Origin of the sequence: Mycobacterium colombiense, from assembly GCF_003284935.1 — a bacterium.
Lineage (GTDB): Bacteria > Actinomycetota > Actinomycetes > Mycobacteriales > Mycobacteriaceae > Mycobacterium > Mycobacterium arosiense_A.
This window is the reverse complement of sequence record NZ_QMEV01000021.1, coordinates 1-19454: the sequence shown is the minus strand read 5'-3', so window position 1 is coordinate 19454 and position 19454 is coordinate 1. Positions and strand designations below refer to the sequence as shown.

General features: G+C 68.3%; 17 protein-coding genes and 1 pseudogene. 13 read left to right on the top strand and 5 right to left on the bottom strand.

What is annotated here, in order from left to right:
- Nucleotides 1-9 precede the first annotated feature (9 nt).
- From ybeY to era, 4 genes are read left to right on the top strand one after another with little or no spacing between them, the layout of a single operon-like run.
- Nucleotides 10-543 (top strand): rRNA maturation RNase YbeY, encoded by a 534-nt coding sequence (gene ybeY, locus DQP57_RS12225; protein ID WP_112633231.1) that lies wholly within the window; start codon nucleotides 10-12, stop codon nucleotides 541-543.
- A complete protein-coding gene (locus DQP57_RS12220; RefSeq protein ID WP_112633230.1) occupies nucleotides 540-1808 on the top strand; it encodes a hypothetical protein in 1269 nt (422 codons plus the stop codon). Before ybeY ends, DQP57_RS12220 begins: the two co-directional genes overlap by 4 nt.
- Nucleotides 1805-3115, top strand: a complete 1311-nt coding sequence (locus DQP57_RS12215; RefSeq protein WP_112633229.1) for a hemolysin family protein — start codon at nucleotides 1805-1807, stop codon at nucleotides 3113-3115. The genes DQP57_RS12220 and DQP57_RS12215 overlap by 4 nt, the downstream gene beginning before the upstream one ends.
- A complete protein-coding gene (gene era, locus DQP57_RS12210) occupies nucleotides 3108-4007 on the top strand; it encodes a GTPase Era (protein ID WP_112633228.1) in 900 nt (299 codons plus the stop codon). Before DQP57_RS12215 ends, era begins: the two co-directional genes overlap by 8 nt.
- A 42-nt stretch (nucleotides 4008-4049) precedes the next feature.
- Here the strand turns inward: era and DQP57_RS12205 are convergent, their stop codons facing one another.
- Entirely contained in the window at nucleotides 4050-5507 is a 1458-nt protein-coding gene (locus DQP57_RS12205) for an aminotransferase class I/II-fold pyridoxal phosphate-dependent enzyme (protein ID WP_112633227.1), read from the bottom strand.
- A 70-nt stretch (nucleotides 5508-5577) separates the two neighbouring features.
- Nucleotides 5578-7068 (bottom strand): amidase, encoded by a 1491-nt coding sequence (locus tag DQP57_RS12200; protein WP_112633226.1) that lies wholly within the window; start codon nucleotides 7066-7068, stop codon nucleotides 5578-5580.
- Nucleotides 7069-7129: 61 nt separating this feature from the next.
- On the opposite strand from DQP57_RS12200, the gene recO reads away from it, so the two are divergent.
- From recO to DQP57_RS12185, 3 genes are read left to right on the top strand one after another with little or no spacing between them, the layout of a single operon-like run.
- Nucleotides 7130-7927: a DNA repair protein RecO gene (gene recO / locus DQP57_RS12195; RefSeq protein WP_112633225.1), complete on the top strand. Its 798-nt coding sequence runs from the start codon at nucleotides 7130-7132 to the stop codon at nucleotides 7925-7927.
- Nucleotides 7920-8837, top strand: coding sequence for a decaprenyl diphosphate synthase (locus tag DQP57_RS12190; protein WP_112633224.1), 918 nt, complete (start codon nucleotides 7920-7922; stop codon nucleotides 8835-8837). The genes recO and DQP57_RS12190 overlap by 8 nt, the downstream gene beginning before the upstream one ends.
- Complete coding sequence (locus tag DQP57_RS12185) at nucleotides 8837-9265, top strand: hypothetical protein (RefSeq protein ID WP_112633223.1); 429 nt, start codon at nucleotides 8837-8839, stop codon at nucleotides 9263-9265. Before DQP57_RS12190 ends, DQP57_RS12185 begins: the two co-directional genes overlap by 1 nt.
- Nucleotides 9266-9269: 4 nt before the next feature.
- Here DQP57_RS12185 and DQP57_RS12180 read toward each other — a convergent pair whose 3' ends face one another.
- On the bottom strand, nucleotides 9270-9665 hold the full coding sequence (locus DQP57_RS12180) for a Fur family transcriptional regulator (protein WP_007770286.1): 396 nt from the start codon (nucleotides 9663-9665) through the stop codon (nucleotides 9270-9272).
- On the bottom strand, nucleotides 9662-10090 hold the full coding sequence (locus DQP57_RS12175; RefSeq protein WP_205869105.1) for an ArsR/SmtB family transcription factor: 429 nt from the start codon (nucleotides 10088-10090) through the stop codon (nucleotides 9662-9664). Before DQP57_RS12175 ends, DQP57_RS12180 begins: the two co-directional genes overlap by 4 nt.
- Before the next feature lie 190 nt (nucleotides 10091-10280).
- Between DQP57_RS12175 and DQP57_RS12170 the strand changes: the two genes are divergently transcribed.
- The 3 genes and pseudogenes from DQP57_RS12170 to DQP57_RS27625 all read left to right on the top strand — a co-directional run.
- The gene (locus tag DQP57_RS12170; protein WP_112633269.1) at nucleotides 10281-11672 is read left to right on the top strand and encodes a glycine--tRNA ligase; all 1392 of its coding nucleotides are present in this window, start codon (nucleotides 10281-10283) and stop codon (nucleotides 11670-11672) included.
- Between the two features lie 251 nt (nucleotides 11673-11923).
- Nucleotides 11924-13156: a PPE family protein gene (locus DQP57_RS12165; RefSeq protein WP_112633221.1), complete on the top strand. Its 1233-nt coding sequence runs from the start codon at nucleotides 11924-11926 to the stop codon at nucleotides 13154-13156.
- Nucleotides 13157-13675: 519 nt separating this feature from the next.
- Nucleotides 13676-13835, top strand: a pseudogene (locus DQP57_RS27625) (hypothetical protein); the annotation flags it as partial.
- 175 nt (nucleotides 13836-14010) lie between these two features.
- On the opposite strand, the gene DQP57_RS12155 reads toward DQP57_RS27625, so the two are convergent.
- Nucleotides 14011-15996, bottom strand: coding sequence for a TPM domain-containing protein (locus DQP57_RS12155; RefSeq protein WP_112633219.1), 1986 nt, complete (start codon nucleotides 15994-15996; stop codon nucleotides 14011-14013).
- 143 nt (nucleotides 15997-16139) lie between these two features.
- Here DQP57_RS12155 and DQP57_RS12150 point away from each other — a divergent pair, with 143 nt between their 5' ends.
- The 3 genes from DQP57_RS12150 to dnaG all read left to right on the top strand — a co-directional run.
- Complete coding sequence (locus DQP57_RS12150) at nucleotides 16140-17405, top strand: deoxyguanosinetriphosphate triphosphohydrolase (protein WP_112633218.1); 1266 nt, start codon at nucleotides 16140-16142, stop codon at nucleotides 17403-17405.
- Between the two features lie 67 nt (nucleotides 17406-17472).
- The gene (sodC, locus tag DQP57_RS12145) at nucleotides 17473-18090 is read left to right on the top strand and encodes a superoxide dismutase[Cu-Zn] (protein WP_112633217.1); all 618 of its coding nucleotides are present in this window, start codon (nucleotides 17473-17475) and stop codon (nucleotides 18088-18090) included.
- Nucleotides 18091-18119: 29 nt separating this feature from the next.
- A partial coding sequence (dnaG, locus tag DQP57_RS12140; RefSeq protein ID WP_112633216.1) for a DNA primase occupies nucleotides 18120-19454 on the top strand: 1335 nt, incomplete at its 3' end.

The window sequence follows — 19454 nt, the reverse complement described above, 5'->3', positions numbered from 1 at the left end:
GCGGATTCTATGAGCATTGAGGTATCCAACGAATCGGGTATCGACGTCTCCGAGGCAGAGCTGATCAGCGTCGCGCGGTTCGTGATCGCCAAGATGGACGTCAATCCGGCGGCCGAGCTGTCGATGGTGCTGCTGGATACCGCCGCGATGGCGGACCTGCACATGCGCTGGATGGACCTGCCCGGCCCGACCGACGTGATGAGCTTTCCGATGGACGAACTCGAGCCGGGCGGGCGTCCGGACGCCCCCGAGCCGGGGCCCGCGATGCTGGGCGACATCGTGTTGTGCCCCGAATTCGCGGCAGGCCAGGCCGCCTCGGCGGGGCACAGCCTGGGACACGAGCTGGCGCTGCTGACCATCCACGGGGTGCTGCACCTGATCGGCTACGACCACGGCGAGCCGGACGAGGAAAAGGAGATGTTCGCCCTGCAGGACCGGTTGCTCGAAGAGTGGGTCGCCGAGCAGGTCGAGGCCTACCACCAGGACCGCCAATCCGAACGCGACCGCCGATTGCTCGACAAGTCAAGGTATTTCGACCATTGAGGCCACTTCGCATCCTGGCGGCCGCAGCCATCGCATTCGCACCGCTGTCGGTGTTGGTCACCACCACCGCTTCGGTGGCACAGGCGGCTCCGTGCGCGGGCGCGGGCTCGAACCCCGTTGCCTGCCAGCACTGCATGTTTTACGTGAACGCCTACCACACCGCGAACGTGTGCAACGAGGATCACCGCGGGGTGGAGGGGCCACCGAGCAATGCGCCGACGCGGGCCCCGGAAATTCCCATTCCGGTGTACGAGCCGCCGCCGATGCCGCCGCCGGCGCAGAACCCGCTGGTCCTCCCGCCGCCCAATGCGGGCCAGAGCGTCCCGGCGCTGGAGATCCCTCCGCCCGGCCCCGACGCACCGCGGAACGCGCCGGTGGTGGCGCCGCCGCGGGGGCTGGACGCGCCGTCGCTGGCGATCGCGGCGGCCAAGGCCGCACCGGTTTCGCGGGTCGATCCCGCCAACCCCCCGAAGCCGCCGACCCAGCTGGACGTCAATCAGCGGGTGCAAAACGTCGTGAGTTCGCACCGGGAGAACGTCGACATCCTCAAGGTCGACGATCAGAAGTTCGTCCGGCCGCGCCACTGGGACTACCTGGACTACGACGACGCCTACCGGCGCCCGACCATCTACAACCCGCTCAATCAGCCGATCACCTTCCGCTACTTCTACAACGGCGCCTATCAGGAGGCGTACCTGCCGCGCGGGGGCCGGATGGTGCTCGACGCCGCGACCGTCGGCGTCGTCCCGTTCACCGCGGTAGGTGACAGCTACGTGGCCGCGGGCAGCTTCTATGGCGGGGGCTCGCTTCCGTTGAACGGGTACAACGGTCCGCCGCCGCCCGACTACAAGCCGCCGGCGCCCCCGAAGCTGTACGAGAACGTCACGGTGTTCGTTCCCGCCAAGGGCGAGACCGTGGAGGTGGGCCACGTGGCGGTGGTGGGTCACGACGGGAGCCAACCCGCGGGCAGCCAGGACACCTTCCTGCTCGACGACTCCACCCTGGCCTGGGGGCAGATCGACAACTCCAGCAGCGCTCCCGCCCAGATCAGGGTGATCAAGACGCAGCCGACGCCGGGCGTCGGGCCGACCGACGACGGCAGTTTCCTGGTGCTGCTGGCCGTGCACCACCAGGAGCCCAGTCAGCCCAGCCAATCCGGATGGACCCTGGCGCTGCGCTTCGGGGGGTTTGCGGTGGTGGTGGGCCTGGTCGCCTGGCTGCTCGCTCGCCGGAGCCGGTCCGAGGAGCAGAACGCTGACTCATGACCGGCTGGTCTGAGCTGCTCGGTGCAGTCGCGCTGATCGCGCTCGGCGGACTGTTCGCGGCGATCGATGCGGCCATCAGCACGGTGTCGCTGGCCCGCGTTCAGGAGTTGGTGCGCGACGAGCGGCCCGGCGCGGTGGCGTTGTCCAAGGTCATGTCCGAACGGCCCCGCTACATCAACCTGGTGGTGCTGCTCCGCACCACCTGCGAGATCACGGCGACCGTGCTGCTGGTGGTGTTCCTCTATGACAACTTCGGGCTGAGATGGGGTTTGTTCGGTGCCGCGGCCATCATGGTGGTCACCAGCTTCGTCGTGATGGGGGTGGGTCCGCGCACCCTCGGCCGTCAGAACGCCTACTCCATCGCGTTGACGACTGTCCTTCCGCTGCAGGCTATTTCGTGGTTGTTGATGCCGATCAGCCGGTTGCTGGTGCTGCTGGGTAATGCGGTGACTCCCGGCCGTGGTCTGCGTAACGGGCCGTTCGCCTCCGAGATCGAGTTGCGTGAAGTCGTCGACCTGGCCCAGCAGCGCGGCGTGGTGGCCGCCGAGGAGCGCCGGATGATCCAGTCGGTCTTCGAACTCGGAGACACCCCGGCCCGCGAGGTGATGGTGCCGCGCACCGAGATGATCTGGATCGAAAGCGACAAGTACGCCAGCCAGGCCATCAACCTGGCGGTGCGCAGCGGGCATTCCCGCATCCCGGTGATCGGTGAGAACGTCGATGACATCGTCGGCGTCGTGTACCTGAAAGATCTTGTCCAGCAGACGGTTCTGTCGGGCGACGGCGGGCGCACCCCGCCGGTGTCGAAGGTGATGCGGCCGGCCGTCTTCGTGCCGGACTCCAAGCCGTTGGACTCGCTGCTGCGGGAAATGCAGCGCGACCGCAACCACATGGCGCTTCTCGTCGACGAATACGGCGCGATCGCCGGGCTGGTCAGCATCGAAGACGTGCTCGAGGAAATCGTCGGCGAGATCGCCGATGAGTACGACCAGGCGGAGACGGCGCCCGTCGAAAACCTGGGCGACAAGCACTTCCGGGTGTCGGCGCGGCTGCCGATCGAGGATTTGGGCGAGTTGTACGGCGTGGAGTTCGACGACGATCTCGACGTCGACACCGTGGGCGGCCTGCTCGCCCTGGAGCTGGGCCGGGTACCGCTGCCGGGCGCCGAGGTGGTCTCGCACGGTCTGCGGCTGCAGGCCGAAGGCGGTACCGACCACCGGGGCCGGGTGCGGATCAATACCGTGCTGCTCAGCCCGATCGAATCCGACGGTTCATCCGATGGCGAGGAATCCGAGCAGCATGACTGAATTCCGTTCCGGCTTCGTGTGTTTGGTGGGCCGCCCCAACACCGGGAAATCGACGCTGACGAACGCGCTCGTCGGAACCAAGGTGGCGATCACCTCGATGCGACCCCAAACCACCCGGCACACCATCCGCGGCATCATGCACCGCGACGACTTTCAGATCATCCTGGTCGACACGCCCGGCCTGCACCGGCCGCGCACCCTGCTGGGTAAGCGGCTGAATGATCTTGTGCGCGATACGTATTCCGAGGTCGACGTGATCGGGCTGTGCATCCCGGCCGACGAAGCCATCGGTCCCGGCGACCGGTGGATCGTCGAGCAGATCCGCGTGACCGCGCCGAAGACGACGCTGGTCGCGATCGTCACCAAGATCGACAAAACGCCCAAAGACCGCGTGGCCGCGCAGCTGGTGGCGGTCAGCGAGCTGGTGGGCGACTCGGCGGAAATCGTCCCGGTGTCGGCGGTCACCGGGGCCCAGGTCGACATCTTGATCGACGTGCTGGCCGCGGCGCTGCCGCCCGGCCCGGCGTACTACCCCGACGGTGAGCTGACCGACGAGCCCGAAGAGGTGCTGATGGCCGAGCTCATCCGGGAGGCCGCCCTCGAGGGTGTGCGCGACGAGCTGCCGCATTCGCTGGCGGTGGTCATCGACGAAGTCAACGCGCGCCAGGATCGCGACGACCTGATCGACGTGCATGCCCTGCTTTACGTCGAACGCGACAGCCAGAAGGGGATCGTCATCGGCAAGGGTGGTGCCCGGCTGCGGGAGGTGGGCACCGCCGCGCGCGCCCAGATCGAAAAGCTGCTGGGCACAAAGGTCTACCTCGATCTGCGCGTCAAGGTCGCCAAAAACTGGCAGAGCGACCCCAAACAGCTTGGCCGGTTGGGCTTTTAGCGGTCCTATGCGGCCGGCGGGTGCCCGCGCTTCACCGGTGGGTCAGGCGAGCACCCGAATCGTTTTCATCGACGGGTCGGCGGCGTCCGGGGTGTTCATGCCGGCGCGCACCCCGGTGCACAAGTAGTCCAGCACCGCCTCATTGAGACGCTCGCCGGGCACGACCGCCGGGATGCCGGGGGGATAGGGTGTCACCTGTTCGGCGGCGACCCGCCCGGCGGCCTGATCGGTGGGCACCGCCTCGACGTGACCGAAGAACGCGTCGCGGGGTAGACACACGGTCTCCAATTGCAGCTCTTCGGGGGAGGGCAGGTCGATCTGTGGCGGGCGGTCGAAGTCGTCGGCCGCCTTGCGCCACGCCGTCAGCGCATCGGTGAGACGCCCGGCGGTGGTCTTGTCGTCCGCGAACGACAGCGTGGCCAGGATGCGGCGGTGATCGCTCATCCCGGTGTCGACGTGCGCGTTGGCGCGCAGCCAGTCGGCGGCCTGGTAGCCGGAGGTGCCGGTGCCCGATACGTCCATCAGCACCTGCAGGCGGTCCAGGTCGTGGGACGCCTGCACCCCGAGTAGCTCGTCGTCGAGCACCTCGACGCCGGGTAGCTCTTCGATGTCTGCGCGCAATTGATGGGCGAGATCCAATGCGGCACCGAGTAATTCGTGTCCGTGCTCGACCATTTGGCGCCGCCATCCGTCCATGGCCGAATACAGCAGGACGTTGGGGCTGGTGGTCATCAACAGGTCCGCGCAGGCCGACAGTCGATCCTTGTCGATGCGGTCACCCTGCACGTGGAACACCGAGCCCTGCTCGAAACCGGCGCCCATTTTGTGCACGCTGACCACACAGATGTCGGCGCCGGCGTCCATCGCCCAGGTCGGCAGGTCGTCGTGGAACGGCAGGTGCGCGCCCCAGGCTTCGTCGATGATCAAGGGCTTGCCCCGCGCGTGGCAGACGTCGGCGATTCCGGCGATGTCGGCGCAGGTGCCATACGGGCTGGGGCTCACGATGAGCGCCCCTGCGGCGTCGGGATGCTTGTCCCACACCTCTTCGACCTGCTGCGGTGACGGCGGATGGGAGAAGTGATGTTCGGCGTCCCACCGCGGCGTGATCCACCGCGGCTGCACGCCAGAGAAGATCAGACCCGCGACGATCGATTTGTGGCTGTCCCGGCTCACCAGCAGACTGCCGTCGCCGCCGGCCACGGCCATCATCGCCGCCTTCACCGACAGGGAACTGCCGCAGGTGGAAAACCATGCGATGTCGGCGCCGACGGCCTCGGCCATCAGGTCCTCGGCGTGCTTCAAATACTGGTTGCTGGTTCTGCGGTCATCCAGGCCGCCGCTGGCCAGCACGTCGTCGAGGAACGGTTCGTGGCCCAGCACCTGCAGCACGCGGTCGTCGGTGCCGCGACCTTGGCGGTGGCCCGGTGGCGTGAATCCGTACCGGTTCTTGGCCCGATAATCGGCCAGCGCATCGAGTAGGGGAGCGGTCGATTGGTCCATCGCCAACGAGTACCCGAGTTGCCAGCGGCTAATTCCTCACGAATACCTGGGCGAACGCGGGGCGACGTGGTCAGGCGCGGGGCCCGGCGGCGCCCGGAGCGTCCGTCGTCTGGTCCCACCACGGCTGGGGCTGTTCGCTCGCCCACCCGCTGACCGCTTCCAGCTCGGCGGCCAGCGAGATCAACATGCCCTCGCTGTTCGCCGGCCCCATCAGCTGCACACCGATCGGCAAGCCCTCGGAGGTGAAGCCCGCCGGGACGTTGATCGACGGCCACCCCAGGACATTCCACGGGAACGTCAGCGGGCAGGCGGCGATCATGGCGCGGTCGGTGCCGAAGCCGCTGAGCCGGTCGAAGGCGCGGGCCAGCGGCGGGGGCTGCGCGGTGGTCGGCGCCAACACCACGTCGACGATGTCGAAGATCGAGCCGACCCGGCGCTGGTCTTCCGCCTCGTGCCGACGCGCGCTGCGCAGAATCGCCTGGCCCAGCACGGCGCCCAGGCGCAGGTTGGACAGGGTGCGGGGGTCCAGCACCACGCCGTCGCCCAGCCGCTCCTCCCAATCCCGCAGTCCCGCCGTGGACCGGGCGAGAAAGTCCCACGACAGCCGCACGCCGTAATCGGGGTTGCCCGGCACCACGGTGTGGCCGAGCAGTTCGAGCTGCTTGCCGACCGCGCGCGTCGCGGCCAGGATCTCCGGGTGCAGCTTCGGCCGGAAGCCGGTGTACGGAAACCGGGTGGACAGCGCGATGTTCAGCGGGCCGGGCGCCTTGCCCACATAGTCGGAGGCGGTGATCGGCGGCGGCTTGTGCCGGTCTCCCTCGACATTTCCGGAAGCGGCGTCGAGCACCAGTGCCGCATCGGCCACGGTCCGGGCCAGCACGCCGTTGACCGTGATGCCGTTGAACGCCTCCGGCAAGGGCCAGGTCGAGATGCGGCCGCGTTGCGGCTTGATGCCCACCAGGTGCGTCCACGCCGCAGGGATGCGGATGCTGCCGGCGCCGTCGGAGCCGATCGCCGCCGTGACCAGCCCGGCCGCCACCGCCGCTGCGCTGCCCCCCGACGATCCGCCCGGGGTGTGCCGGCGCGACCAAGGGTTGCGGGTATGCCCGAAACCGGGCCCGCTGGTGAACGGCCACTGGCCGAGTTCGCAGGTGTTGGTCTTGCCGACGATCACCGCGCCGGCCGCCTTGAGACGGCGCACTACCTCGGCGTCCTGCGTCGCCGGGGCGACCGACCCCTCGGTCCCGAAGGCGGTGGGCACTCCAGCAACGTCGACGTCGTCTTTGACCGCGATCGGAATCCCCAGCAGCGGGGCGGTGTCACCGGCCGCGCGTCGCCGGTCGGCCTCGGCGGCATCGGCCAGCGCCGACTCGGTCAGCACCACCCGAAAGGCGTTCAGCGTCGGCTGGCTGGCATGGATGGCGTGCAGCGAGCGACCCACCAGTGTGGTGGACGTCACCGAGCGGCTCGCCAGCTGATAGAGCAGGTCAGTGAGCGTGGGCAGGCGCCGGTGGCCGGATCCGGAAATGGATCCGGGACCCGACCCAGAAGCGCCAATCACGGGGTACGAGACTAACGGCGCGGATACCCGCAATGTCGCGGCGGGGTGCAAAACTATTGTGATGCGGCTATACCGAGACCGGGCTGTTGTGTTGCGCCAGCACAAGCTCGGCGAAGCCGACCGGATCGTCACCCTGCTGACTCGTGATCACGGGCTGGTCCGCGCGGTTGCCAAGGGCGTGCGCCGCACCCGCAGCAAATTCGGTGCTCGGCTGGAGCCGTTCGCGCATATCGACGCGCAGCTCCATCCCGGCCGCAACCTCGACATCGTCACCCAGGTCGTCTCCATCGACGCGTTCGCCACCGACATCGTCAACGACTACGGCCGCTACACGTGCGGGTGCGCCATGCTGGAAACCGCCGAACGCCTGGCCGGCGAGGAGCGGGCACCGGCGCCGGCGCTGCACGGGCTCACGGTGAGCGCGTTGCGGGCGGTGGCCGACGGCCGCCGGTCCCGGGACCTACTGCTGGACGCCTACCTGCTGCGCGCGATGGGCATCGCCGGATGGGCGCCGGCGCTGAACGAGTGCGCCCGGTGCGCGACGCCCGGTCCCCACCGGGCCTTCCATGTCGGTGCCGGCGGCAGCGTCTGTACTCATTGCCGCCCGGCCGGTGCGACGACGCCGCCGCCGGGGGTGCTGGATCTGATGTCCGCGCTCCACGACGGCGATTGGGACTTCGCCGAGAAGACGCCGCAATCGCACCGCAACTACGTCAGCGGTCTGGTGGCCGCGCACCTGCAGTGGCATCTCGAGCGGCAGCTCAAGACCTTGCCGCTGGTGGAGCGGACGTATCACGCCGACCGCACCATCGCCGACCAGCGCGCGGCGCTGATCGGGCAGGATATGGACTGTGGCTAAACTCTGGGTCGGCGGCTCGGGCCGAAAGGCGCAGCGCCCCACGGCGTCAGCCGATTTCCCGCAGCTGCCCCCCGCGCCCGACGACTATCCGGTGTTCCCCGACAAGTCGACCTGGCCGGTCGTCTTTCCCGAGCTGCCGCCGTCCGCCGACGGCGGGCCGTGCCGGCCCCCGCAGCACATCTCCAAGGCGGCCGCGCCCAACATCGAGGCGGACCGATTGCCCAACCATGTGGCCATCGTGATGGACGGCAACGGCCGCTGGGCCACCCAGCAGGGATTGACCCGCACCGACGGCCACAAGGCCGGGGAGGCGGTGGTCATCGACATCGTCTGTGGTGCAATCGAACTCGGCATCAAATGGCTCAGCCTCTACGCCTTCTCCACCGAAAACTGGAAGCGGTCCCCCGAGGAGGTCCGCTTCCTGATGGGATTCAACCGCGACGTGGTGCGCATGCGCCGGGTGAACCTGAACACCATCGGGGTCAAGATCCGGTGGGTGGGTTCGCGGCCACGCCTGTGGCGCAGCGTGATCAATGAACTCGCGATCGCAGAGGACCTGACCAAGGACAACGACGTCATCACGGTCAATTATTGCGTCAACTACGGCGGTCGCGCCGAAATCGCCGAGGCCACAAAGGAAATCGCCCGTTTGGCCGCGGCCGGCCGGCTGAACCCCGAACGGGTCACCGAGGCGACGGTGTCGCACCACCTGCAGCGGCCCGACATCCCCGACGTGGACCTGTTCCTGCGGACGTCGGGGGAGCACCGGTCCAGCAATTTCATGCTGTGGCAGTCGGCGTACGCCGAGTATGTCTTCCAGGACAAGCTGTGGCCCGACTACGACCGCCGCGACTTGTGGGCGGCCTGCGAGGAATACGCCTCGCGCAACCGCAGATTCGGGAGCGCATAATGCCGTCACAGCAGCAGCGTCTGGCATCGATACTCGGCGATGTCCTTCCGCTCGAGGAGGAGGCCGACGGCGCGGTGACGGTGCGTCACGACGGCACCATCGCCTCGTTGCGGGTGGTGAACATCGCCGAGGGCCTCGATCTGATCTCGCTCACCCAGATACTGGCGTGGGATCTGCCGTTGACCAAGAAACTCGGCGAGCAGGTGGCCAAGCAGGCGCGCGACAGCAACTTCGGCAGCGTGACCCTGATTGAGAAAATCAATGAGAAAGCGGTGCAACGTAATTCGGGCAAAGGCGCGTCGAAAACCGCGGACGTGATGCTGCGCTACAACTTCCCCGGCGCCGGCCTGGCCGACGACGCCCTGCGGACCTTGATCCTGCTGGTGCTCGACACCGGCGCCGAGATACGCCGGGCGCTGACGGCGTAACCGGTTACCGGCCCCCGCAATCCGAGCAGGTGCCGAAGATCTCGATGGTGTGGCTGACGTCGGAGAAGCCATGCTTGGCAGCCACTTCCGTGGCCCACTCCTCGACCTCGTGATCGCCGACCTCGATGGTGGCGCCGCAACTGCGGCAGACCAGATGGTGGTGGTGGTGTTCGGAACACCGGCGGTAGACCGATTCACCGGTGTCGGTGCGCAGCGTGTCGATCATCCCGGCCGCCGCCATCGACTGCAGGGTCCGGTAGACGGTCGTCAGGCCGATGTTCTCGCCGCGGCGGCGCAGCTCGTCGTGCAGCTCTTGGGCCGAGCGGAACTCGTCGAGCGTCTCCAGCAGCGTGGAGATCGCGGCCCGCTGCCGGGTGGAGCGGACGCTGGTTCCGGTCATTGGCGCGGCTCCTCACTGGCGTGCGCGACGGCGTCCACCACGATGTGCGCGAGGTGGTGGTCCGCCAGCCGGTAGAGCACTTCGCGGCCGGATCGCTCGCCGGTGACCACGCCGGCCGCCTTGAGAATCTTCAGGTGCTGGCTGACCAGCGGCTGCGGCACGCCGAGCGCGTCCACCAGCTCGTGGACGCAGCGATGGGACTCGCGCAGCTGCAGCACAATGGCGATGCGCACCGGCGCGGCCAGCGCGCGCAACAACTCGCCGGCGGCATCGAGGATGTCCCGCGGCGGCGGCACGGGATAGGCGGCCCCTGCGGAATGCCCGGCTGCGCCGAGCGCGTCGTGGTCATGGGCGACCACACCCGGGTCGGAGTCGCCGTCGGCGGGGGCCGGCATCGAGGCAGAAGGTGACGGGGACGTCATCATGGAGCGGCATCACCTCGAGAAGTGCCAGGTAGTGGGAAAGTATCCGCCATTGAATATCGTTGTCGGCTGCCATCCACTGTCACATGCATGATGACGCATGTCAAAGACCGCGGCGCCGATCGCTACCATGACTGATGCTCTGCGCACCGCGGTCGAGCGCCGCGCGTGCCCGCTCAAACCCGGAAAGGGAGTGCACCACCCCGTGGCGTCCGTCATCGACACCGTAGTGAACCTGGCCAAACGGCGCGGCTTCGTCTTTCCCTCGGGGGAGATCTACGGCGGCACCCGGTCGGCGTGGGACTACGGCCCGCTGGGCGTCGAGTTCAAGGAGAACATCAAACGGCAGTGGTGGCGCTCGGTGGTCACCGGCCGCGACGACGTGGTGGGTCTGGACTCGTCGATCATCTTGCCGCGGCAAGTCTGGGTGGCCTCCGGCCACGTCGAGGTCTTCCACGACCCGCTGGTCGAGTCGCTGATCACCCACAAGCGCTACCGCGCCGACCATCTCATCGAGGCCTATGAAGCCAAGCACGGACACCCGCCGCCCAACGGTCTGGCCGACATCCGCGACCCGGAGACCGGCGAGCCGGGCCAGTGGACGGAGCCGCGCGAATTCAACATGATGCTCAAGACCTACCTCGGTCCGATCGAAACCGAGGAGGGTCTGCACTATCTGCGCCCGGAGACCGCGCAGGGCATCTTCGTCAACTTCGCCAACGTGGTCACGACCGCCCGCAAGAAGCCGCCTTTCGGAATCGGTCAGATCGGCAAGAGTTTTCGCAACGAGATCACCCCGGGCAACTTCATTTTCCGGACCCGCGAGTTCGAACAAATGGAAATGGAGTTCTTCGTCGAGCCCTCGACCGCCAAGGAATGGCATCAGTACTGGATCGACACCCGGCTGCAATGGTATGTCGGGCTGGGTATCGATCCGGAGAACTTGCGGTTATTCGAGCACCCCGCCGACAAGCTGTCGCACTACTCGGATCGCACGGTCGACATCGAGTACAAGTTCGGTTTCGCCGGTAACCCGTGGGGCGAGTTGGAAGGCGTCGCCAACCGCACGGATTTCGACTTGTCGACGCATGCAAAGCATTCCGGTGTCGACCTGTCGTTCTACGACCAGGTGACCGACGCCCGGTACACCCCGTACGTGATCGAGCCGGCCGCCGGCCTGACACGGTCGTTCATGGCGTTCTTGATCGACGCCTACACCGAGGACGAAGCCCCGAACGCCAAGGGCAAGATGGAAAAACGGACGGTGCTGCGGCTGGACCCGCGCCTGTCCCCGGTCAAGGCCGCGGTGCTGCCGCTGTCCCGGCACGCCGACCTGAGTCCCAAGGCGCGAGACCTCGCCGCCGAGTTGCGCCAGTTCTGGAATATCGATTTCGACGATGCCGGGGCCATCGGACGACGTTATCGACGCCAGGACGAGATCGGCACGCCCTTCTGCGTGACGGTGGATTTCGACTCACTCGAAGACGACGCCGTGACGGTGCGCCGGCGCGACGACATGTCCCAGGAGCGGGTCCCGATGAATGCCGTGTCCGATTATCTGGCGGCGCGCCTCAAGGGTTGTTAATCGCGTACTCCCGGGCCGTCTTGTAGATTGTTCTGTCCCGTTGCATCGGCGCGCGTCTGACCGCCGGCGCGGCCGCTGATGTGTGCTCACCGACACCAAATTTCGCGAAATAAGGTTTGCGTAAAAGTCCGGCATTTCGCGGTGCGGGTGCCTTAGGATCGCCACTGGGGCATAAGTAGATAGCTAATGGCCGCGGGCGGATGTCGGCTGTCCGGGGTAGGAGCCGTTGACTCGGTCGGTTGGGGTTGTACATGATTCCCGCGTTTGTGTTCTTCCCTCCGGAGATCAACTCGGCCTTGATAGTTGGCGGCCCGGGGGCCGGACCTCTGTTCGAGGCGGCCTCGGCGTGGGATGGGCTGGCGGTCGACCTGTCGTCCTCGGCCTCGTCATTCAACACCGTGGTGTCGGATTTGGCGGCCGGCCCTTGGATGGGGCCGTCGTCGATGGCGATGACGGCGGCCGCGGCGCCCTACGTCCAATGGCTGATCATCGCGGCGGCCCAAGCGGAGGTGGCGGCCCTGCAGGCGCGCCTCGCGGCGCTCGCTTTCGAGGGCGCACTGGTGGCGACGGTGCCGCTGCCGGCGGTGCTGGCCAATCGGGCCCGGCTGCTCGTCCTGATCGCGACGAACTTTTTCGGCCTGAACACGGCGGCGATCGCGCAGACCGAGCTCGAGTACGTCGAGATGTGGGCGCAGGACGTCGCCGCGATGCTCGGCTACCACGCCGGGGCGCAATCGATGACGCAGGCGCTGCCGGAATTCAGCGTGCCACCGGCGGCGCTCGGCGGTGGCGCACCCGCCGCGGATCTGTCGGGCCTGGCCGGATTGGTCACGGCGCCCCTGAGTTTCGCGTCGCAGTTCTTCCAGGGCCTGTCCTCGCTGGGGACCGCGTTCGTCTCCCAACTGCAGTCGGTGTTCTCGGCCCTCTCGCCGGCCGTCTCGTTGCTGTCGTCGACTCCGGTCGCGACATTGACGACGGTGGCGCAGGCCGGAATGTACCCGGCCACCGCGCTGATGACACCCATGGTGACGCTCGCGCAAAGTGCCGCCCCGGCGCCGGCACCGGTGGCGCCCGCGTTGGCGCCGTCACTCAAGCCGGCGCTGGTGGGCGCGGCCAGCGCTCCTCTGAGCGCGCCGCACAGCGCGGGTACCGCCCTGTCGGACTTGCAGCCGCTGGCCGGTGGAGGGTTGGGCGCCTTGGGGGTTGCGACCGCGGGCCTCGGCGGCGCGCGGTTCGTCGGGTCGCTGACGGTGCCCGCGGCGTGGCAAGGGTCGGTGCCGGCTTACGTCGCCACTCCGGCGATGTCGGGGGCGAGCTCCGGCGCGCCGGCCACGGCGGCGGTGGGGGCCGGCGCCTCGGGAAGTGGCGTGCCGATGACGGCGATGCCGGTCGGTGACAAGACCCCGGAGGGCGAGGACCGCGGGACCCGGGCGCAGGTGGTCAGGTCTCGTCCTAAGGTGGTGCCGCGCAACCGTCCGGGCTAGCGCGGCGATGCTGCTGTTGCAGACGTGAATAGTGTGCAAAGCGGCCCGAATTCGATACTTTTGGTTATGCCCGGCATGCGCCGCCACGAACGTCGGATCCGCAACGCCGAATTCGTCCGAATGGTCGAGTGAATATCCGCAACCGGTCCGCGCGCATTGTCGGAGGAACGGGCGAGGGAAGCCGATCCGGGCGGCCCGCTCGAAACTCGGCGTCCTCGGACCGGCGTCCACCCGCACGCGCTGAAGCGTTGCGGCACAACGAATGTGGGAGTCCCGATCCACCGGGCGAAGTCGCGAGTCGGCCCGCGCGAATGTGGTTGTCGGCGCGGCGGGTGGCGATGTCCGGTGGCCGTGGCCGCGGATCCGGCGTCGCCCGCCGCCCGTCCCTCATGTGCTCACCAGAAGAAAATTGGCAATTCCCGCATATTTTCTTCAGTTTGTCTTACGATGTGAACCGGTTGGTGTAAATAGATCGCCACAGCGCCCGAACGCTCTAATCGGCTGTGGAAGGGGGCAGGGGTGCTATTGCCTCTCGGTTCGCCGTTGCCGGATGACACGGTGTCGGCAGTTCGAGGAGAGTCCGGCATGCTCGGTGGCCTGTCGGTTCCACTCAAGTGGGGCGTGGTCGTCCCACCGGACGACTATGACCACTGGGCGCCGAAGCCAGACGCCGGCGCCGAGACCCCCGAAGAGACGGCCGACGTGCCCCGCCCGACCGCGGTTGCCGACGGCGTGTGGAGCGGGTGGGAAGGCGACACCGTGCCACGGGGCTCGGGCGTGATCCCGCATTCCCCGGCAGCCGGCTGACACCGGCGAAACCCAAAGCCGCCGCGATCGCCGGCGCTAGGCGCCGCTCAGAATCGGCCGCCGCCACCCAGGAAGCCGCCGCCGGACGAGGGGCTGCCGCCGAACGACGTCGGACTCCAGCCGCCGAATCCGCCCCGCATGCCTCCGCTGAGCACATTGCCGATGATGATCCCGCCGAGCATCGCACCCATGTCACTGCCGCCGCCGCCCACGTAGGCCCGCTGCGCCAGTTGCACGTCGTCGTTGGCCAGAGACTGGGCGGTGGCGGCCAGCGTCGACGCCGCGTTGGCATGCGCGATCGCCTCGGTGGGCAGCGTCGATCGTTTGTCCTCCGCGGCCTGTAGATGCCGTCTGGCTTCGGCGAGCCGGGTGCGCGCTTCGGGACCGATGCTGCCGCGGCGGGTGTCGATGTAGTCCGACACCGCACGCACTCGCGACTGCGCGGTGAACAACGCCTGCTCCAACGACCGGTTCAGCCGCTCGGCGGCGGCCTGCTCCTGGGCCAGGGTGGCCAGGAGCCCGTTGAGGCCGGCGTCGGCCTTGGTCAGTTGACCGAAGGCGCCCAGCGGATCGTCGGAAGCCCCGGCTCGTGCGCTTTCGACGGCCCTGATGGCGGCATCGCGCGCGGCGACCAGATCACCGGTGTGCGCGGTGTTGACCTTCGGTGTCTTTCGCAGCAGTTCGTCCGCGCGCTCGATGTCGTTTTCGATGTCGGTCATGGCCGATGGCAGCCGGTCGATGGCGTGCTGAATGTCGCTGGCCGCGTTGTCCACCGCGTCGAGCAGCGCGCGCGCCTGGCCCAGCGCCGACTCGGCGGCGCGGACGGCGTCGACCAGGCGGGCCTGCTGCCCGCTGATGGCTTGGACGGCCAGCTCACGGGCGCTGGTGATGTTGCGGTCGGCGAAGGCCAGCCGCTCCTTGGCCGCGGTCACATTGCCGGACACCGAAGTCAGTGCAGCCGCGCTGAAGTCGTTGTGCAGCGCGGCAAGTCGTTGTTCGGCCGGCGTAATGCGGGTCGTGAGTTCCACGTATCGCTGCGTCAGTGAGTCCAGGCGGGTGGGGGCGTTGATCACCAGATCGCGCAGCTTCTCGAACGCCTCGGTTTGCGACTCCAGTTCGCGGTCGGCGCGCGCCGCCGAGACGATCACCTGGGTGAGTAGCTCACGGCGCTGCGCCGGCGTCTCGGGCGTGTCGTCGTCGAGTTGTTGGCGAATCGTGAAGGCTTGGGACAGAGCGGCTTTCGCGTTGGTCACGGCCTGGGTGAACGGCTGGGTGCGGTCGGCGCCGAATTCCGTGACCGCCAGGTCCAATTCGTTGGCGCTGGTGCGTAACGCGTTGTCGACGTCGACCACCAGTTCGCGGGACAGGTCGTCGAGTGTCTGCGGGGAGACCGCGGCCAGCGCGTCGGCGTCGGTGGGGTCGATCAGGCGCGCCGCCGCCAACGCGGCGGCGCGGCGTCGCCGGCCGCGATAACGCATGACCAGCAACAGGATTGCCAATGCGACGACAATGCCCGCCAGCACGGCCAGCAGTGCGACCCGGCCCGAGGAATCCGGCGAGGTGTCGAGCCCGTTGGCCGCCGCGACGGCGGCGCCGCTCCAATCGCCGTCGTGCAATGCGGGCTCGATCTTGTTGCGCCGCAACTTGTCGACCTGATTAGCGGTGACGCTCTTGATCGTGGAGGGCACCAGGAAGGCGTATTCACGACTGTTGGTGCCGACGGCCAGTATCGTGTCGTAGGCGCCCAGGTCGCTGCTGGTCACCGTGCGCTGTGCCCACCCGGCCGCGCTCTGCCCGGAAAAGTTGTCGACGTAGACCACCCACAGCCGGATGTGCCGGTCGGTGTACAGCTTGTCGAGCGCCGACGTGACCGCCGCGCGCCCGGAATCCGACAGGGCCCCCGCGTTGTCGGTGATGTAGTCGGCCAACCGGAACGGTGGTTGCGCGCCGGCGCCGGGCGCGAGCAGCAGGCCGCCGCCGAAGCCGACCGTGAGGATCGTCGCGATCACGGCGATCAGGCGAGCGGTGCGCATAGGGCCAATCTAGCCCCGTGACGATGCAGGCCAGTAGGCCTGCGGAGGAGTGGGGCGGTCAGGCGCAGCGCGGCGGCGACACGGGCCAGTACGCCTGAGTCGAGCCATACTTCGGCAGGCATTCCCTGGCAGACTGTGCGTCGGTGACCGGGAATCAGCGCGACCCCTACGACGACTTCGACCGTCAGCGACGGGTGGCCGAAGCGCCCAAGACTGCGGGCCTGCCGGGCGCCGAGGGGCAGCACCGCACCGACTTCGCCCGCGATCGGGCGCGGGTCCTGCACAGCGCCGCGCTGCGCCGACTGGCCGACAAGACCCAGGTCGTCGGGCCCCGAGAAGGGGACACGCCGCGCACCCGGCTGACGCACTCGCTCGAGGTCGCCCAGATCGGGCGGGGGATGGCGATCGGGCTGGGCTGCGACCCCGACCTGGTCGAGCTGGGGGGACTGGCCCACGACATCGGCCATCCGCCCTACGGACACAACGGCGAACGCGCGCTCGACGAGGTCGCGGCGGACTACGGCGGCTTCGAGGGCAACGCCCAGAACTTCCGGATCCTGACCAGTCTGGAGCCGAAAGTCCTTGATGCACAAGGAAATAGTGCAGGTCTGAACCTGACGCGCGCGTCGCTGGACGCGGTGACCAAGTACCCGTGGCCCCGCGGCGAAGGGCAGCGCAAGTTCGGGTTTTACGACGACGACCGCGAGCCGGCCGCCTGGGTTCGGGCGGGCGCACCGCCGGGCCGGATGTGCCTGGAAGCGCAGGTCATGGACTGGGCCGACGATGTGGCGTATTCGGTGCACGACGTCGAGGACGGTGTGGTGTCCCAACGCATCGACTTGCGGGTGCTCGCCGACGAAGACGAGGCCGCCGCGCTGGCCCGATTGGGCGAGACCGAATTCTCCCGGGTGCGCGCCGACGACTTCATGGCGGCGGCGCGACGGCTCTCCGCCCTGCCCGTCGTCGCCGCCGTCGGCAAGTACGACGCCACGCTCGCGGCTTCGGTGGCGCTCAAGCGGTTGACCAGTGAACTGGTCGGCAGGTTCGCCTCGGCCGCCATCGCCACGACCCGTGCGGCGGCCGGTCCGGGCCCGCTGGTGCGCTACCGGGCCCAGTTGCAGGTCCCCGACCTGGTGCGCGCCGAGGTCGCCTTGCTGAAAATCCTGGCGCTGCAGTTCATCATGTCCGATCCACGCCATCAGGAAACGCAAGCCGGGCAGCGTGAACGCATCCATCGGGTGGCGCACTGGCTGTATGCGGGGGCGCCCCGAACGCTGGACCCCTTCTTTGCTGCGGCCTTCAACACCGCGGCCGACGACGCCGCCCGATGGCGCGTCATCGTCGACCAGATCGCCTCGTACACCGAGGGCCGGCTCGAACGGATCGACACCCGCCAGGCCGGTCCGTAGTCACCGGTTGGCACCAAGTCGTCCGGTCCGGGAATCGGCGGGGCCGCGGCGAGTTAGGCTGCCCGACATGACGAAATTCAGCGGCTCGCCCTTTGTGGCCTCCTTCTTGATGGGGCTCCCCGTCGTCGCCATGACCGCCTGCAGTTCACCGCAGCACGCGAGCACCCAACCGGGCACCACCCCTCCGGTGAAGAGTGCCGCCCCGACGTCCTCCGGCGAGGCGACGACCCCGGCGCCCGCGGCCGGCTCGCTCAGCGCGGAACTGAAGACGCCCGATGGCCGTTCGGCGGCCACCGCGACCTTCGACTTCACCGGCGGATACGTGACCGTGACGGTGAAGACGGTGGCGCCCGGCATCCTGGCGCCCGGTATCCACGGCCTGCACGTGCACGAGATCGGCAAGTGCGAGCCCAACTCGGTGGCCCCCACCGGCGGTGCGCCCGGCAACTTCTTGTCCGCCGGCGGCCACTACCAGGCCCCCGGACACACCGGTAAGCCCGAAAGTGGCGACCTGGCCTCGCTCGAGGTCCGTCAGGACGGCTCGGCGTACCTGGTCACCACCACCGATTCGTTCAACCGGGACGACCTGCTGGCGGGCAACAAGACCGCGCTGATGCTGCACGGCGCCCAGGACACCGAGAACGCGATGGACCGGATCGCCTGCGGTGTCATCGGTACCGGCTAGCGTCCGCCGTCGCGACTTAGACTGAGCCGATGTCAAGCCCGGCAGGTTCACGCGCGGAGGGCGATGGCCGTGCCCGGGGTCGGGGCCGGATCCCCGATCGCGACATCGCCGCCATCCGCGACCGGGTGCGCATCGACGAAGTCGTCGGCGACTACGTCCAATTGCGGCGTGCCGGCGCCGATTCGCTCAAGGGCCTGTGTCCGTTTCACGACGAGAAGTCGCCGTCCTTCCACGTCCGCCCCAACCACGGCCACTTTCACTGCTTCGGCTGTGGTGAGGGCGGCGACGTGTACGCGTTCATCCAGAAGATCGAACACGTCAGCTTCGTCGAGGCCGTCGAACTGCTCGCCGACCGGATCGGCCACACCATCAACTACTCCGGCCCGGCGACCAGCGTGCAGCGCGACCGCGGTAGTCGCAGCCGGCTGGTCGCGGCCAACGCTGCCGCGGCGGAGTTCTATGCGGCGGCGTTGGAATCCGCGGAGGCCGCACCGGCCCGCCAGTACCTGACCGAGCGGAATTTCGACGCCGAGGCGGCCCGTCGCTTCGGATGCGGCTTCGCGCCCTCGGGCTGGGACTCGCTGACAAAGCACTTGGTGCGCAAGGGATTCGAGTTCAAGGAGCTGGAAGCGGCCGGCCTGTCACGGCAGGGTCGGCGCGGACCGATGGACCGTTTCCATCGCCGGTTGCTGTGGCCCATCCGCAGTTCTGCCGGTGAGGTGATCGGCTTCGGCGCCCGGCGGCTCTTCGACGACGATCCGATGGAAGCCAAGTACATCAATACGCCCGAGACGCTGCTGTACAAGAAGTCGAACGTGATGTTCGGCATCGACTTGGCCAAACGCGACATCGCCAAGGGGCATCAGGCCGTCGTCGTCGAGGGCTACACCGACGTGATGGCGATGCACCTGGCCGGGGTCACCACCGCGGTGGCATCGTGCGGCACCGCGTTCGGCGACGAGCACCTGTCGATGCTGCGCCGGCTGATGATGGACGACAGCTTCTTTCGCGGCGAACTGATCTACGTGTTCGACGGCGACGCGGCCGGGCGGGCCGCCGCGCTCAAGGCCTTCGGCGGAGAGCAGAACCTCGCGGGGCAGTCGTTCGTGGCCGTCGCGCCCGACGGCATGGATCCCTGTGATCTGCGGCTGAAGTCCGGCGACGGCGCGCTGCGCGATCTGGTGGCCCGGCGAACGCCGCTGTTCGAGTTCGCGATCCGTTCGGCGCTCGCCGAAATGGACCTGGACAGCGCCGAGGGCCGGGTCGCCGCGCTGCGCCGCTGCGTGCCGATGGTGAGCCAGATCAAGGACCCCACGCTGCGCGACGAGTACGCCCGCCAGCTGGCCGGGTGGGTCGGCTGGGAC

Coding starts and splice junctions, on each gene's coding strand:
- ybeY (WP_112633231.1), top strand. CDS start 10: ATGAGCATTGAGGTATCCAACGAATCGGGTATCGACGTCTCCGAGGCA.
- DQP57_RS12215 (WP_112633229.1), top strand. CDS start 1,805: ATGACCGGCTGGTCTGAGCTGCTCGGTGCAGTCGCGCTGATCGCGCTC.
- era (WP_112633228.1), top strand. CDS start 3,108: ATGACTGAATTCCGTTCCGGCTTCGTGTGTTTGGTGGGCCGCCCCAAC.
- DQP57_RS12205 (WP_112633227.1), bottom strand. CDS start 5,507: ATGGACCAATCGACCGCTCCCCTACTCGATGCGCTGGCCGATTATCGG.
- recO (WP_112633225.1), top strand. CDS start 7,130: ATGCGGCTATACCGAGACCGGGCTGTTGTGTTGCGCCAGCACAAGCTC.
- DQP57_RS12185 (WP_112633223.1), top strand. CDS start 8,837: ATGCCGTCACAGCAGCAGCGTCTGGCATCGATACTCGGCGATGTCCTT.
- DQP57_RS12180 (WP_007770286.1), bottom strand. CDS start 9,665: ATGACCGGAACCAGCGTCCGCTCCACCCGGCAGCGGGCCGCGATCTCC.
- DQP57_RS12175 (WP_205869105.1), bottom strand. CDS start 10,090: ATGATGACGTCCCCGTCACCTTCTGCCTCGATGCCGGCCCCCGCCGAC.
- DQP57_RS12165 (WP_112633221.1), top strand. CDS start 11,924: ATGATTCCCGCGTTTGTGTTCTTCCCTCCGGAGATCAACTCGGCCTTG.
- DQP57_RS12155 (WP_112633219.1), bottom strand. CDS start 15,996: ATGCGCACCGCTCGCCTGATCGCCGTGATCGCGACGATCCTCACGGTC.
- sodC (WP_112633217.1), top strand. CDS start 17,473: ATGACGAAATTCAGCGGCTCGCCCTTTGTGGCCTCCTTCTTGATGGGG.